The sequence below is a fragment of the Vibrio sp. S457-15 genome (genome assembly GCF_000960545.1).
In the GTDB taxonomy this organism is placed as follows: domain Bacteria; phylum Pseudomonadota; class Gammaproteobacteria; order Enterobacterales; family Vibrionaceae; genus Vibrio; species Vibrio parahaemolyticus.
The window spans coordinates 264,032-278,897 of record NZ_JYOQ01000177.1; the positions used below are offsets into that span (position 1 = coordinate 264,032).

Here is a 14,866-nt window from a genome sequence, read left to right on the forward strand (position 1 = left end):
GGTTACTTGTTTTATCGCTCTGCACACTGTTGTTGTGTTGCGGTTTGTTTTGCTCGTTTCGAGCTGTTTGGTAAGGAAAGGCTATGTGGGAACAAGGATTTGTATTAGCGATTTTGCTTGGCATTATCACTTGTTTGCTTGTGACTAAGATTAAGCCGAGCTACGTTTTTGCTGGTGCAGCCTTTATTGCTTTCATGGCGGGAATGATGGATTCCACGACCATTGCTGCGAACTTTACCAACTCATCATTGTTAACTTTGGTCCTGTTGATTCTCGCTTCTTGTGCATTAGAAAAAACGTTACTGATCAGTTGGGTGAGCCGTAGTATTTCAGAAGGTCATTTAGGCAGTGTGATCGCCAAGCTTGGGTTATCGACCGCCTTACTGTCTTCCTTTACCAACAATACGGCCGTTGTTGTGTCTTTGATTGGTGCGATTAAACGCAATCAACAGCACGCGCCTTCTAAGCTACTGATTCCACTTTCTTACGCGGCGATATTTGGCGGCACATTAACGCTTATCGGTACTTCGACCAACCTTATTATTAATAGCTTTGTGGAAGATGCAGGGCTACCGAGTCTGAGCTTTTTTACTCCGACGATGATTGGCTTGGCTGTCTTAGCGGGTGGTCTTTTAATTCTTATTCCGCTGAGCTATTTGCTGCCAAGTTACGATGACCAAAACCAAGAAGACTTACCGTATTTCCTTGAATCTCGTGTTGAACCAGGTTCCCCTTTGGTTGGCCGTACCATCAGTGAAAACAATCTGCGTGCGCTGCGTAAGTTGTTTCTTGCAGAGGTGGTTCGTGATGGCGTGACGGTATCGTCAGTAGGCCCCGACTTCGTGCTGAAAGCGAAAGATCGTCTGTTGTTTTGTGGCGATGTCGAAAGTGTGGCGACCTTGCAAGAAATTCCGGGGCTGACGCTATTTGGGCAACAGCATTTGAATGGTCAAAACTTTATTGAAGTGGTGGTCAGCTCCTCTGCAACCTTCTGCCATAAGACTTTGAAAGAAAGCCGCTTCCGCGATCGTTTTGATGCGGTTGTTGTCGCCATTCGTCGTGGGCATGAGCGTTTGGAAGGTGGGTTGGGCAGTATTACCTTAGCTCCGGGCGATACTTTAGTGTTGGTGCCGGGCAAGCGTTTCGAATCTGAGCGTCGAGCGCACCGTAAAGAATTTGTGTTAGTGCACGACTTAGATTCCAGCGCACGTTTAGACTCCAATAAATCGACGATTGTGTTGATTGGTTTTGCTGCGGTTATCGCCTGTGCACTACTAGAACTTGTGCCGATCATTAAAGGGCTCGCGGTATACATCATTGCACTCATTGCGTTTGGCATAGTGCAAATCTCTGAGCTTCGCCGCCGTTTTCCCATTGATATTGTGGTGATTGTGGGCTCTGCGCTCTCTATTGCGCAGCTGATGATTTCATCGGGCTTGTCCGTCAGGATGGGCGAAATGTTTATCGAAGCGTTTAACGGCTGGGGCGTATTTGGTGCGCTGGTGGCCACATACATCATGACCTTGGTGCTGACTGAATTGGTGACCAACAATGCCGCTGCCGCGTTAGCATTTCCGATTGGCTATAGTATGGCTGTCGGGTACGGAGTGGATCCGATGCCATTTATTATGGCGGTATTGTTTGGCGCAAGCGCGAGCTTTATTTCTCCCTACGGGTATCAAACCAACTTGTTGGTTTACAGTGTAGGTAATTACAAATTGACCGACTATGTGCGAATTGGTGTGCCGATTTCGATTGTGTATTCCGTATTGGTACTGACATTGATTCCGGTCTTCTTTCCGTTTTAATTCCGATAAATACAAGGATTCGTTATGACCGCTGAAACACCGGTAAAAGATGAAAACATTGTCTGGCATCAGCACACGGTTGATAAACAGTTTCGTGCTGAGCTGAAAAAACAGAAACCAGCAGTGCTTTGGTTTACTGGTTTATCTGGTGCAGGTAAGTCAACCGTCGCGGGCGCGCTGGAGAATCGTTTAGCTGAGTTGGGCTACCACACTTATTTGTTGGACGGTGACAATGTTCGTCATGGCCTGTGTAGCGATCTAGGCTTTTCTGAACAAGATCGCCGTGAAAATATTCGTCGTATTGGCGAGTTGGCGAAACTGATGGCAGATGCGGGTTTGATTGTGTTGTCCGCGTTCATTTCTCCTCACCGTGCTGAGCGTCAACTCGTTCGCGATTTACTGCCCGAAGGTGAGTTCATTGAAGTGTTTGTGAATGCATCTCTCGAAGTGTGTGAAGGCCGAGATCCAAAAGGTTTATACAAAAAAGCGCGAGCAGGTGAGATCCCAAATTTCACGGGTATTGATTCAGAATATCAAGCGCCAATCAATCCAGAAATCGATTTGCCAGCAGGCGAGAAGAGCGTCGAAGAGTTGGTTGAATTGTGTTTGAATGAGCTTAAACAACGTCGTGTGATCAGCTAACTCAGCTTTTGGATCATAGGTAGCCAAAAGCCTCGTGTACTGCTTGAGGAGCTTTTAGATCATGGGTGACCTAAAGCTCCTAGAGCGAAACTAAACGGTATAGTTCACGCTGCTGCTTGCTTCGGTGCTTACGCTAAACTTTTGATTTAACAAGGCGAGCATTTGGTCGTAGTACTGAGAATTTGGCTTGTTGCCAAGCAGCTTGCACAGTTCGTTACCCGTCGGCGTGAAACGGTAGTACAGCAGACGGATGCCCTTCGTATTCACTTGCAGAGACAAATTCTTGCCTTGATATGCCAGTATCAATGGCGTTTCAATGCCGATCTCTCCTGATTCCAGTTCTGTGCTATGCAGTAACCCCAATTCAATCAATACTAATAGACTTGAGTAAGGCAATTGAAAGCTGCCCATATTCAGATTGCTGGTGGTATCTCGTTTTCCAAAGTTGAATATTCCGCCATGTGCTTTATAGCCTATCAATAACTTTTTACTGTTATCACCGCCAAAACTGCACGCCAAAGAGGCCGCTCTTTGTAGTGTTTGCGCTTCTTTTGGGGACATATCCTTAAGGACTTTCAGCGCTTTCATCGACGTGGAACCTGGGTTGGTCACTTCACGCTTCATCACTTGCGCCCACAACTTCTGCATTGAACTGTTGTGGATGTCTTGGGCCATATCAAAAAATCGATACAACCAATCTTGATCGGGTTCGCCTGCGGTTTCATCGCGGCAAGCGCTGTGCGCGAGTTTTAGGATTTGCTCAAGGTTTTTTTGTCTTTGCTCTTGGCGTCGTTGGTCTCGCAGTTGTGCTCTTTCTAATGCGGATTTGGCAGGAGGGTCAGTTTGCAACAGAGCGTCGAGGCCATGAGATTGAGCGATGTTTTTAATTCTGCTCGCACTGTCTTTGATGTAACCCGTTTTCTTGTCGTGGTGACCGTTTTTCTGCGTATTAGGCTGGTGTTCAATCACTACAGGTTGTTTCGTTGGTTCTGCCATGTATTTTCCTACCAAGAGCTTGCGTTTGACGCTTGCCTCAATTTACACCTTAATCCGCGAGGCGACCAGAGAGAGCGTCTCAGATTTTGAAGGAATAGGTCTATCCAAAATGATAATGAGTTGTTAAAATTGTTATCGTTATTTTGGAGGGGCGATGAAGTTCTCGGAAGCAAGTAAACTGAAAAAGCACCTGTCGATAGCGTTTCTTTTGATTCTTTATGTGGGCGTGTTAGCGTACTTATCGCGCTACATTGTTTAACATTTAAAGATGACAAAGGCGCCGATACGACGCCTTTGGTGTACCTCGAAATCGAAGACTACATATCGTCGTAGGCTTCGATTTTTGAACCTTCAATCAAATACGCTGTTTCTGCCAGTTCATGGTTAATGGTTTCGGTTTTTAACGTTCCCACCACGTAAATGACATCCCAAAGTTCCTGTACTGGTGCGCCTTTCGGAAATTTCACGTAAATGATTTGGTTTGGTGGTGGTGGTGGCACGTGGATACACGCCCCAAAATACGGCACCAACAAAAATTCCGTCACTGTGTTGGCATCTCCCTCAAGAGGAATCACGAAGCCAGGGATTTTGACCTGACTGCCATTGAGCTCTGGTCTGACGTTACCGATTTTTGATTGCTGCGCCGCGCCACCACTGTGATCAGATGCGGGCATCCCCACGCTGTCGAACAGCTTACGTTCCGCTTCAGGAACCAGATCGATCCAGTCGAGCGTTAATGGCTCATCACTCGCCATGACCGGCGTCGTAAATGCAATCGCGAGTAAGCAACTGGCTAAAACTTTTTTCCACATCGTTAGATCCTTATGGTCATTCCGTCACTGAGTGACTGTCTGTAGGCGCGGAATGCTGGAATAAAACCAATCACAATACCGGCGCATTGTACAAAGCTAAGCAGCATCCATTCGTACGCAGAAAGCGTGCTTAACGTGAGATTTATACCGTAGTGTTGTTGAATTAGAGGCTGAAGTAGGGCGAGTATCGCATACAGCCCCAAAACGCCGGTGACGATACCTGCTGCTGTGAGTAAACTCGCTTCACTAATGAGCAGAGAAAAAACGTGGCGCGGGCGTGCTCCCATAGCGCGTAAGATGGCCATTTCTCGTCGTCGTTCTTGTAAGCTGGTCAGTAGGCTGCTTAACATGCCGAGTAAACCCGCGATAACCACAAAACCAGAAACCGCCATCAAGGCCTGTTCTGCGACAGACATCATGCCCCACAATTCGTGTAGCGCGACACCGGGCATAATTGCACTGAGAGGCTCTTTCGGGTAGTTGTTGATCTGCCTTTGCAACGCAAAAGTTTGAATGCGCGATTTCAAGCCCACAAGCATGGCAGTGATCTGTTTTGGTTGAAAATCCCTTTCTTGTAATACCTTGGCATCCGGCGTTGGGCCCAAGCGTGCGCCACTTTCCCAACCGACATGAATGGCTTCGATCGCTTCTAACGAGACGTGAACAGTCTTATCTACTGGTGTGCCAGTTGGAGCTAAAATACCAACAACTTTGAATGGCAGTTTATCGTGACGGCTGAAGCCAACATCGCTGATACCATGGGCAATGATGATTTCACTGCCTATCTGGTAACCCAATTGTTTGGCGACGTCCGAGCCGAGTACGGTTTCAAATAACCCATTGAACTCTTTCCCTTTCGAGAAAGTAAGTGGTTGCTTACTTCCGTACTTATAATGCTCAAAGTAACTATGATTGGTTCCCATCACTCGAAAGCCTTTGTGAGAGTCTCCGAGCGAAATGGGAATTGCCCAATCAACCGCGCGATGCTGGCTGAATTCTTGGTAGCTTTTCCAATCGATATTATTAGTGGCATTACCGATACGAAAGACTGAATACAGCAGTAAGTTCACTTGGCCTGAGCGTCCGCCGACAATCAGGTCCGTTCCTGAAATGGTGTTCGCAAAGCTGTCTTTTGCTTGAGTGCGGATACGTTCTACGCCAAGCAGCAAGATTACCGATATTGCTACCGTCATGATCGTCAACACTGCTGTCGCTTTGCGGTTCATCAAGCTTTTCCAAGCGAGTTTGATTACAGCACTCACGCTAGCACCTCCATGTTACTGCTTTGGTTTATTTCTGGCAGATTAATGGTGCGATCGAACAAGCTTTCCAGAGTTGGATCATGGCTGACAAAGATTAATGTCGCTTTGGCTTCATTAGCCTGTTCCATCAGCAGTTCGATGAACGCCATGCGATTATCATGATCGAGTGCAGATGTCGGCTCGTCAGCAATGACTAACGCAGGATGCCCTATCAGCGCACGAGCTGCAGCCACTCGCTGTTGTTGTCCAATACTCAGCTCTGACACTGGGCGAGAGTGTAAATTTGTCGGTAAATGAAGCCGCTCCAACAAGGTTGTCGCTTGTGATAAAAGCTCGGTTTTGGAGGCGTTTGGTGCCACGCGATCTTGTCTCACTTTACTGAACTGGCAAGGAAGTAATACGTTGTCGATGACATTCAAATACGGCAGCAAGTTGAATTGCTGGAAGATATAACCAATGTGGTCGGCGCGGAATCTATCTCTGCGGCTTGAGCTCAGCGTCGCTAAGTTCGTATTGAGTACTGATAACGAGCCTGAACTTAACGTATTGATTCCGGTGAGCAAAGCTAAAAGTGTGGATTTTCCACAGCCACTTGGCCCTTTGATAAAGACATGCTCACCCGTCGCTATCTGCAAATCAGGAATATTGATCACCGCGGTCTCTGAACCGGGCCAGACAAACTGAGCCTGTTTGAGCTCAACCACGTTTGATGCTGAATCAGTCATAGTAAATCACCAAAGCGAATTAAAAAAACACAGCGTGTAAGTGGGTACTTACACGCTATTTGGGTTATTTGATTGCGATTTGAGTGTTGCTTTTGGTTAAGCTAGTGGCTGATTGAGTCGTATCAGTGAATAGGTTTACATTTACCGATTCAGTACTTGGGAATTGGTTAAACCAATCAGTTTGAATACGGCTAAGTTCGCCGACTTGGGCACAATGAAAGCGATATTGCACGGTAAATTCACCGTGGTCGCTGTGCTCTGAATGGTCGTGACCTTCATGATCGTCGTGCTCATGTTTGTCGTGATCGTGATGGGCGTGTTCATCATGGTCATGGCCTTCATGATCATGGTGCTCATGTTCTTCATGTTGCCCCCCAAGCGAGTGTTCAACATGAACTTCTTCAATTTCGCATTGTGCTTGTGGGTTAATCGCAAACAGTGCGTTGCTATCTTCTAGCGTTGCGACCGCGTGTTGCAGAGTTTTCTCTTGCTCTGCATTTTCTGGTGCGTGTTCAAAGCCGACCACATCTGCACCAGGAGCTGTGATTTCGAGCAGCAAGTCACTGCCGTCTTGGGCAATATTAAATTCAACATGACCATGAACGTGTGCACTGTGTTGGCGGTATTCTTCTGCTGTTGCGACTGTCGATAGAGACAAACCGATAATGATCGCTAAAACCTGTTTAGATGGCATTTTACTTTCCTAATTTTGCTGATAAATCCGAGATCTGGTTGATTTCAGATTAGTACTCATTTGACGTTCTGTTATTGAAACGCGTCTATACACGTTGGAAATAACGTAATTGGTTGTGTTTGAGTGTTTACGCAAAATAAGGCGGTGCACGCGCAGCGCTGAATACTTCTTCTACATGATGCGAGCGCTCTGAGACATCATCATAATGGGCCCGTGTGTATGACGGCACTGGGATTGCTGGTTGTGCTTTAGCGAGACCATGTTGCGCGCCAGCAAAGAGTTGGCAGTGATGATGGGTATGATGCTCTGGTGTGAGGTCGACTTGATGAAAGATCGAAGCAAAATTCCAGATGATCAGCAAAGCAACACTGAAAAGTACAACAGTGCGATGCCAAGATCTGAAAATGGTTTGCCAAGAAAAGTACATCTGAACGCCTGAAATCCTAACGGGTGTTATAATATAACACTCATTATTGGCAAAAGTTCACTCTTTTGTCTGGTGAGGAAAATTTAACACAGCATATTAGTGGGACATGGTGTGATTGAGGCTCCTGATTGGTGCCGAGTCAGGAGCCGCATCTCGAACTAAATACTTTGCTTGATAAGGTCAATCACTTGTGTAATTTCGTCTTGCGTCAATGCGCCTTCTTTCACAAACAGAACTTTGCCTTGTTTGTCTTGTACGATGATCGCAGAGCTTTCTTCTTTTAGCCCCCAAGTGTTCGCCACCAGGCCATTTTCATCCAATACCATTGATGACCAAGGAAACTCTTTTTTACTGTCTTGTGCAGAAGATTTCACAAATGATCCAGTGCCCCAAATCGCATCATCTTGGTTGATGATGGTGGTGGTCTGGTAGCTATCTTCTGGGAATTTAGCGGCGGTAATTGCAGTCATCAGCGGTGCGTTCATCTCTTTTGAACTGCTGCGACCAGCAATCGCTTGAATTACGCGGACTTTACCTAACATATGCTGTGTTGCCCAAGGCTGGTAAGCCACACCTTCACCTTGTAAAACAATTTCACCGTATGCGCCGACTTGTGCAGGTGGAACGATTTCACCCACCGACAAGTTATGTGCGAAAGCCAAACTTGGAGAAAGAGCAAGCAGTATAGGTAGGAGAGTCTTAGTTTTCATATTGTTATATTCCGTTTGGGTTTGGGAGTTAAGCCAGTATATATCCAGTCCCGGCAAATTTGTAGAATTGTTGATAACATTTATTTAACGTATGCAGTGGTGTAATGTTGCGTTGTAGTTAGAATTTGCTACACTGAACTCCGTCGCAAAATGCGCATTAAGGTTGCAGAGAATAAGCAATCGGGGTTTTCTCAAAGGAATTGAGGTGAATTATGCTACGTGAGTTTGCTGTATATCGACCACTGCAAGTGGCCCGTTTCGTAAAGACGTTGTTTAAAGGGCAATTCTTCATTGTCGGAGTGGGAAGTTTCTGCTTTGATAATGGCAAAGTGCTGCTTCCTGATGTGAAAGATCAAAAGCGACTGGCTGTCTTTAAAGAAGTAAACCAAGCAATTTCATCATTATCCGCCTAAACCATTCATGGCGTGTTAACCCAAAAAACGAAAGATTAAAAAGAGCGACCTTGGTCGCTCTTTCTCGTTTCAGTGCAGTTTGATTAGCCTTGCAAGCTTGGTGGGAAGCAAACACCTGTGCCGCCTATGCCACAGTAGCCATCCGGATTCTTTGCAAGATACTGTTGATGGTAGGTTTCTGCAAAATAGTAAGTCCCTGCTAGGACGATCTCAGTAGTAATCGTTGAGCGAAGCTCAGCTTCTAATGCTTGTTGATACAGAAGTTTTGATTTTTCAGCAATTTCTTGCTGCTCTTGAGAGTACGTGTAAATCGCAGAGCGATATTGTGTGCCGAGATCGTTACCTTGGCGCATGCCTTGAGTCGGGTCGTGTTTTTCCCAAAATACCGCAAGGAGTTGTGCTAGTGAGATAACACGCTCATCAAACACGACTCTCACAACCTCAGTATGACCGGTTTTACCCGTACACACTTCTTCGTAGGTTGGATTTGGTGTAAACCCACCCGCATAACCCACAGATGTCGAAACCACGCCATCCAATTGCCAAAAAAGACGCTCGGCGCCCCAAAAGCACCCCATGCCTAACAAAATCTGTTGCTGATGATGGGCTAATGGTGCCGTTAGACTCGATTGATTTACAAAATGACAATCTTCAATCTGCATTGGTTGTTCTCTACCAGGCAGGGCATCTTCTATACTGATTAATGTCTGTTTGTTGAGCATGGTATTTGTCCTTTAATACGTGTCTTAAATTTGCGAACTTTTTCATTTCGTCTGTATCTGATGTTGTTATGACATAGACCGCAGTAAACCTATTAATATTACAGACTTAGCCTTTAATTGGCGTTATCATTATTTACGTTTATTTAACCTCATTCAGCTAAAAAAGCATGATAAAAAAAGCTCTCCCCATCATTGTTGGCTTGTTGGTTGTTTCTCAGAGCGCGTATGCCGATGTTTCTTTAAAGCTTAAAGGCATCGATGGCGCACTGGAAGATAACGTGAAAGCGTACCTGTCTTCGATTCCAGAGAAGGATTACTCCACTTCGCTGCGCTTTCAGGCGCGATTGGATCAAAGTATCACCGAAGCGCTTAATGCGCTTGGCTATTATCATGCAAAAATTTCATACTCTATTTCCGAAGGGAATGATGAGCTGATCGTTAACATCCACAAAGGCTTACCAGTTAAGATCAAAGTAATGGATGTCGTGATCAGCGGTGAAGCGAAAGAGGATGAAGAATTTGCGAATCTCATCGCCAAATCGCCTTTAAAAGTTGGGCGGATTTTAAATCAGGGTGAGTATGACAGCCTTAAATCAGGGATTCGTAACCTGGCTTTGCAACGTGGTTACTTCAATGGTGACTTTAAGCTCAACAAGCTGGAAGTGATCCCTGAATTGAATGAAGCCAATGTGCGTTTGCACTACGACAGCGGTATTCGCTATCACTTTGGTCCGGTAGAAATTACGGGAAGCCAGATCTGGGAAAACCGTGTTGAGTCGATGCGACCTTTTGAAATTGGTGAACCTTACCTTGTCTCTGATGTGGGTGAATACAACCAAAACCTCTCTAACACGGATTGGTTCTCCTCCGTGTTTGTTGAGCCTGACTTAAGTAAGCTTGAAGATGGGCGCGAGCTGCCGATTAAAGTCTCGTTAGCGCCTGCTGCGAAAAACCAAATTGAAACCGGTATTGGTTACTCCACCGATACGGGTGTGCGCGGTACTTTAAAATGGAAAAAACCATGGGTAAGTGCGCGCGGCCATAGCTTTAATACGGCGCTTTCTCTCTCCAAACCAGAACAAACCATCACCGCCGGCTACAAAATTCCATTAGACGACGTCTTACGTGAATACTATCAATTGCAATTTGGTCTGAAGCATTTGGACAACCGTGATACTGAGAGTTTGGAATCAAACCTTGCGGTAGAAAGACACTGGTTAACCGACGGTGGTTGGCACAAAACCGTGTACGTTCGTCACTTGTACGAAAACTTCTCGCAAGGTTTGCAAGATGATGGCGTGCAGTTTGTGCTTCCTGGCGCAACCTTTTCGCGTACTCGTGTCCGTGGTGGCAGTATGCCAATGTGGGGCGATAAGCAAAGCGTAACGGTTGAATACGGCGATCCGGCGCTACTGTCTGAAACGCGCGTATTGCGTTTGCTTGGGCGATCTTCGTGGATTCGTGGCATCGGCGAAAACCATCGTGGTTTGTTCCGTCTCGAAGGGGGGGCTAACATCACGGAGGAATTTGAAAAGCTTTCGCCATCGTTGCGTTTCTTTGCTGGTGGTGACAACAACATCCGAGGTTATGGTTATGAATCCATCTCACCTGTCGATGAAAGTGGCGCATTAACGGGTGCGAAATACATCTTAAGCAGCACCTTAGAGTATCAATATCGTGTTTACGGCAACTGGTGGGCCGCAACGTTCTACGATATTGGTGATGCATTTAATGACACACCTGAATGGAAATCTGGTGCTGGGGTTGGTATTCGATGGGCTTCACCTGTGGGACCGGTAAGCTTCGACTTTGCGTGGGGGCTGGATGAAAAGCCAAACAACGAATTCCGCATCCACTTCTCTTTGGGGCCTGAGCTATGATCAAAAAGATATTTAAGTGGACCAAGTGGTTATCACTAAGTTTGATTGGTCTGCTGTTGTTAATCACTATTTTTGTCGCAACGGTACTGTTTACCCATCCGGGATTGAAGTTGGCGATTTGGGGCGCAGAGAAAGCCTTACCTCAACTCAAAGTCGAGAACATTCAAGGTTCGCTATTCCCTCGTTTTGCACTGCAAAATGTCAGCTTTGTTGATGAGTCTTTACATATTGATGCTAAAGTCGAGCGCCTTGCGTTGGCGATTAACTTCCGCTGTTTCTTTGACCCAAAAGTGTGTGTTGATGAACTGGCGCTGCAAGGTGTTAACTTCCAAATGCCAGAATTGCCACCTGCCAGTGAAGAGCCTGAAGAAGAAACACCACCGCTGCGTTCTATCAGCACGCCAGTGCCAATTTTTGTCAATAAAGTCAGCTTTAATGACATCAACGTCAATGTGTTAGGCAATCAGATTGATTGGCAAACGTTTTCGACCGCTTTGTCGATGCAGGGCGATCGTTTGGTGATCGCACCAACCGCATTGAAAGACATCAATGTTGCGCTCGCACCAAGTGAAGCTGAACCTGAAGCGGCTGCCGAGGAGCCGAAAGAAACTGACGCTACGCCGCAAGATATTGTGTTACCAGAAGTATGGATTCCGCTGACGGTGGAAGCGCGACGTCTGGATATTCACAATTTTAAACTGGCAGGTGAAACGCCAGTGATCGTCAATCATCTTGGTTTGGTTGCAAGAGCGGGTGGTGAGCGTGTTGATGTCAAAACGTTAGAGCTCGACATGCCAGAAGTGGAAGGCAAGTTAAGCACACAAGTGACCCTTTCTGCTGATTACCCAATCAAAGCGCAATTGGACGCGTTAGTGAAGCAAGCGGATGCGAAGGGACAAAAACTGTCGCTTTCGGCCTCTGGTTCGGTTGGGGATTTATCGTTAAATGCTACGCTTTCTGAGCTTGTACAAGCGGAGATCAAAGGTGACATCCAACCGCTTAAAACGCAGTTGCCGTTTGATGTATCGATCAAAAATGTTCAAGCGCAATGGCCGCTATTTGGGCAAAGTGATTATCAGGTTTCTGTACCAAGTTTGGCGGCAAAAGGTTCACTTGATGGTTACGAAGTCGCATTAGAAACCAAAGCGTCAGGCAAAGACATTCCCGCCGTTGATGTTGCGCTGAACGGCAAAGGTACGCTGGAGCAAATCGATCTCGAAAGCCTTGTAGTGAAAACTTTGGGGGGCGAACTTTCCGGTAAAGTTATGGCGAATTGGGCGGCGCCAATCAACTGGCAAGCCGACCTGAACCTGAAAAACATTCAACCAGGATTGCAGTGGAAAGAAGCAGAAGGGGATATCAGCGGTAGCCTCTCGACTTCGGGATCGTTAACGGAACAAGGTGGTTGGCAAGTCAGTTTGCCTAAGTTAGACATCGACGGCATTTTGCGAGGTTATCCATTGAATGTCGAAGGGCAACTTGAAGCGTCTGATAAGAATGGCAAAGGTGAAGACATCCAACTTACCACCCAAGGTTTAGCGCTTTCTCATGGCCCGAACCAACTGAGTGCGAAGGGCAAGATCGACAAACAAATCTTGATGGATGTTGAGGTTAACTTCCCTGACTTTGCGAAAAGTGTTCCGGATCTTGCGGGTAAGATGCAAGGTAAAGTAGCGCTACGTGGTAGTTTGAAAGAGCCTGACATCAATCTTGATCTCGCTTTAAATCAGATCAACTGGCAGCAACAGGCGAATGTAGAAACGATCACCTTAAAGGGCGATGTGACGCCTCTGCCAGCACCCAAAGCGAACTTAAGTCTTATTGCGAATAACATTACCTACGACGATATTAAAGTTGATAGCGCGGATCTTGAAGTCTCTGGAGATGAAAAACTGCATCAACTGACGCTTGATGTGGTGTCTGATCTGGTTTCGACCAGTTTGGAAATCGAAGGGACGTTTAAGCAGAAGCCAGAAATGATTTGGGATGGGGCGCTGCGCCGCTTGACGCTGAGCTCGCAACAAGGTCCTTGGTCACTGCAAAAATCGACTGCGGTGAAGGTCAATATCGACAAACAGATCGCGAATGTTCAAGCCCATTGTTGGTTGCAAGCGAAGTCTAGTGTGTGTCTAACCGAAGATATTAGTGTCGGTAAGAGTGGCCAAGCGAAGTTAGCGATCAATGATTTTAATTTCAACCAAATTAAACAATTCCTGCCGCCAGAAACCAAGCTGCAAGGCTCAGTTAATGCACAGGCTTTTGCTAAATGGGCGCCAGAGAAAAAGCCTGAAGTTACCTTGAGTGTCAACATGCCAAAAGGCCAAGTTGAACAAGCACTAGAGCAGCCAATTAAAGTGGGCTGGGACAGTTTCAGCTTTAAAGCGGCATTAGCGAAAGACAAGCTTGATACTGAGTGGTTATTTGATGTGAAAGATAACGGTGACTTGTCTGGTAAGGTTTCTTTACTGAATGTCTCATCTGAGAAGCCAACTATTGACGGTAAGGTTGCGCTTTCTACGTTCCACTTGGACTTCTTGGCTCCGTTGATCGGGGAATACAGCTTGTTCAAGGCGAATATGAATACTGATTTGGCCTTGTCTGGTGATGTCATGCATCCAAAAGTGAATGGTCAGTTCCTTATCGATCAAATGAAACTGCAAGGCGAAGTGACGCCAATTGACATCAACTCCGGACAAGTCGTGATTAACTTTAAAGGTCACCAAGCGGATCTGGATGCTGGGATCATTACGCCTGACGGTAAGCTAGAAATCACCGGTGATGCTGACTGGCGTGACTTGCAAGACTGGCGCACTCGTGCCCGCGTGTTTGCAAAAGAACTAAAAGTTGATATGCCGCCGATGGTCAAAATCAAAGTTGAGCCGGACATGACCATCGATGTCACGCCGCAGTTGGCGAAGGTGGAAGGTAACATCAATCTGCCGTGGGGGCGTATCGTCATTGAGGAACTGCCACCAAGTGCGGTTGGGGTGTCGAGTGATACCGTGATTTTAAACAAGGATTTACAGCCAGTTGATGAAGTGGCGGCTATGCCATTCAACGTCGAAACGGACATCAACATCAAGATTGGTGACGACTTCCAACTTGCGGCGTTTGGCTTGAAGGGCGGCTTGAAAGGTAGCCTTAACGTGACACAAAAAGACAAAGGACCATTCATCGTTGGTGAGGTAAACATCGTTGACGGCTCTTACCGTTCATTTGGTCAAGATTTGGTGATCGAAGAAGGTAAGATTTTAATGAACGGTCCCGCGGATCAACCGTATGTATCGATCAAAGCGATTCGTAACCCTGACAATACTCAAGACGATGTGATCGCAGGTGTGCGTGTGACTGGCCCTGCTTCCGATCCGAGTGTGGAAATTTTCTCGGAGCCTGCGATGCCACAAGCCAACGCGTTGTCTTACCTGCTTCGTGGTCAAGATATTGATGGTGAGTCGGGTGGTAACGCGATGACGACTACATTGATTGGTCTGAGTTTGGCGAAAAGCGGTCGTGTTGTTGGAGAAATCGGTGAAGCCTTTGGCGTACAAGATTTACAGCTTGATACGGCAGGCTCGGGTGATGACTCTCAAGTGACGGTGAGTGGTTACATTTTGCCAGGTCTACAGGTTAAGTATGGTGTTGGCATCTTCAACTCGCTGGGTGAGTTCACGGTGCGTTACCGATTGATGCAAGACCTGTATTTAGAGGCGGTATCTGGTGTAGATAGCGCAGTTGACCTACTCTATCAATTTGAATTTGATTAGGGCGCACGTCC

Annotated in this window: 13 protein-coding genes; 5 read left to right on the plus strand and 8 right to left on the minus strand. The window is 46.5% G+C overall.

Translation table 11 applies throughout. The annotated features are described in order from the left end of the window. The first annotated feature begins 83 nt into the window (after positions 1–83). On the plus strand, positions 84–1,808 hold the full coding sequence (locus UF05_RS20925; RefSeq protein ID WP_005454668.1) for an SLC13 family permease: 1,725 nt from the start codon (positions 84–86) through the stop codon (positions 1,806–1,808). A gap of 24 nt (positions 1,809–1,832) precedes the next feature. Continuing rightward, a complete protein-coding gene (gene cysC, locus UF05_RS20930) occupies positions 1,833–2,450 on the plus strand; it encodes an adenylyl-sulfate kinase (protein WP_005454655.1) in 618 nt (205 codons plus the stop codon). 90 nt (positions 2,451–2,540) lie between these two features. Here the strand turns inward: cysC and UF05_RS20935 are convergent, their stop codons facing one another. The 7 genes from UF05_RS20935 to UF05_RS20965 form a co-directional block, all read right to left on the minus strand. After that, the gene (locus UF05_RS20935; protein ID WP_005454670.1) at positions 2,541–3,446 is read right to left on the minus strand and encodes a TIGR03899 family protein; all 906 of its coding nucleotides are present in this window, start codon (positions 3,444–3,446) and stop codon (positions 2,541–2,543) included. Positions 3,447–3,763: 317 nt separating this feature from the next. Next, positions 3,764–4,258, minus strand: a complete 495-nt coding sequence (locus UF05_RS20940) for a DUF3299 domain-containing protein (RefSeq protein WP_020840012.1) — start codon at positions 4,256–4,258, stop codon at positions 3,764–3,766. A 2-nt stretch (positions 4,259–4,260) separates the two neighbouring features. Beyond that, positions 4,261–5,520, minus strand: coding sequence for an ABC transporter permease (locus tag UF05_RS20945; protein WP_005454685.1), 1,260 nt, complete (start codon positions 5,518–5,520; stop codon positions 4,261–4,263). Next, positions 5,517–6,245, minus strand: coding sequence for an ABC transporter ATP-binding protein (locus UF05_RS20950; RefSeq protein WP_025795670.1), 729 nt, complete (start codon positions 6,243–6,245; stop codon positions 5,517–5,519). The genes UF05_RS20945 and UF05_RS20950 overlap by 4 nt, the downstream gene beginning before the upstream one ends. Positions 6,246–6,309: 64 nt before the next feature. Next, positions 6,310–6,939: a zinc uptake protein ZrgA gene (zrgA, locus tag UF05_RS20955; protein ID WP_021454062.1), complete on the minus strand. Its 630-nt coding sequence runs from the start codon at positions 6,937–6,939 to the stop codon at positions 6,310–6,312. Positions 6,940–7,066: 127 nt separating this feature from the next. Then, positions 7,067–7,366, minus strand: a complete 300-nt coding sequence (locus UF05_RS25215) for a DUF2607 domain-containing protein (RefSeq protein WP_005454649.1) — start codon at positions 7,364–7,366, stop codon at positions 7,067–7,069. Between the two features lie 158 nt (positions 7,367–7,524). After that, positions 7,525–8,076 carry a YtfJ family protein gene (locus tag UF05_RS20965; protein WP_025795672.1) on the minus strand — a complete coding sequence of 184 codons (552 nt, stop codon included), beginning with the start codon at positions 8,074–8,076 and terminating at the stop codon, positions 7,525–7,527. A gap of 212 nt (positions 8,077–8,288) precedes the next feature. Between UF05_RS20965 and UF05_RS20970 the strand changes: the two genes are divergently transcribed. Then, complete coding sequence (locus UF05_RS20970) at positions 8,289–8,489, plus strand: DUF1107 domain-containing protein (protein ID WP_005454667.1); 201 nt, start codon at positions 8,289–8,291, stop codon at positions 8,487–8,489. Positions 8,490–8,572: 83 nt separating this feature from the next. Here the strand turns inward: UF05_RS20970 and msrA are convergent, their stop codons facing one another. Further along, entirely contained in the window at positions 8,573–9,211 is a 639-nt protein-coding gene (gene msrA / locus UF05_RS20975) for a peptide-methionine (S)-S-oxide reductase MsrA (protein ID WP_017449017.1), read from the minus strand. A gap of 167 nt (positions 9,212–9,378) precedes the next feature. On the opposite strand from msrA, the gene tamA reads away from it, so the two are divergent. Both tamA and tamB read left to right on the plus strand, forming a co-directional pair. Beyond that, positions 9,379–11,091, plus strand: coding sequence for an autotransporter assembly complex protein TamA (gene tamA / locus UF05_RS20980; protein ID WP_005489530.1), 1,713 nt, complete (start codon positions 9,379–9,381; stop codon positions 11,089–11,091). Further along, entirely contained in the window at positions 11,088–14,855 is a 3,768-nt protein-coding gene (tamB, locus tag UF05_RS20985; RefSeq protein ID WP_045544832.1) for an autotransporter assembly complex protein TamB, read from the plus strand. Before tamA ends, tamB begins: the two co-directional genes overlap by 4 nt. The last annotated feature ends 11 nt before the right edge of the window (positions 14,856–14,866 follow it).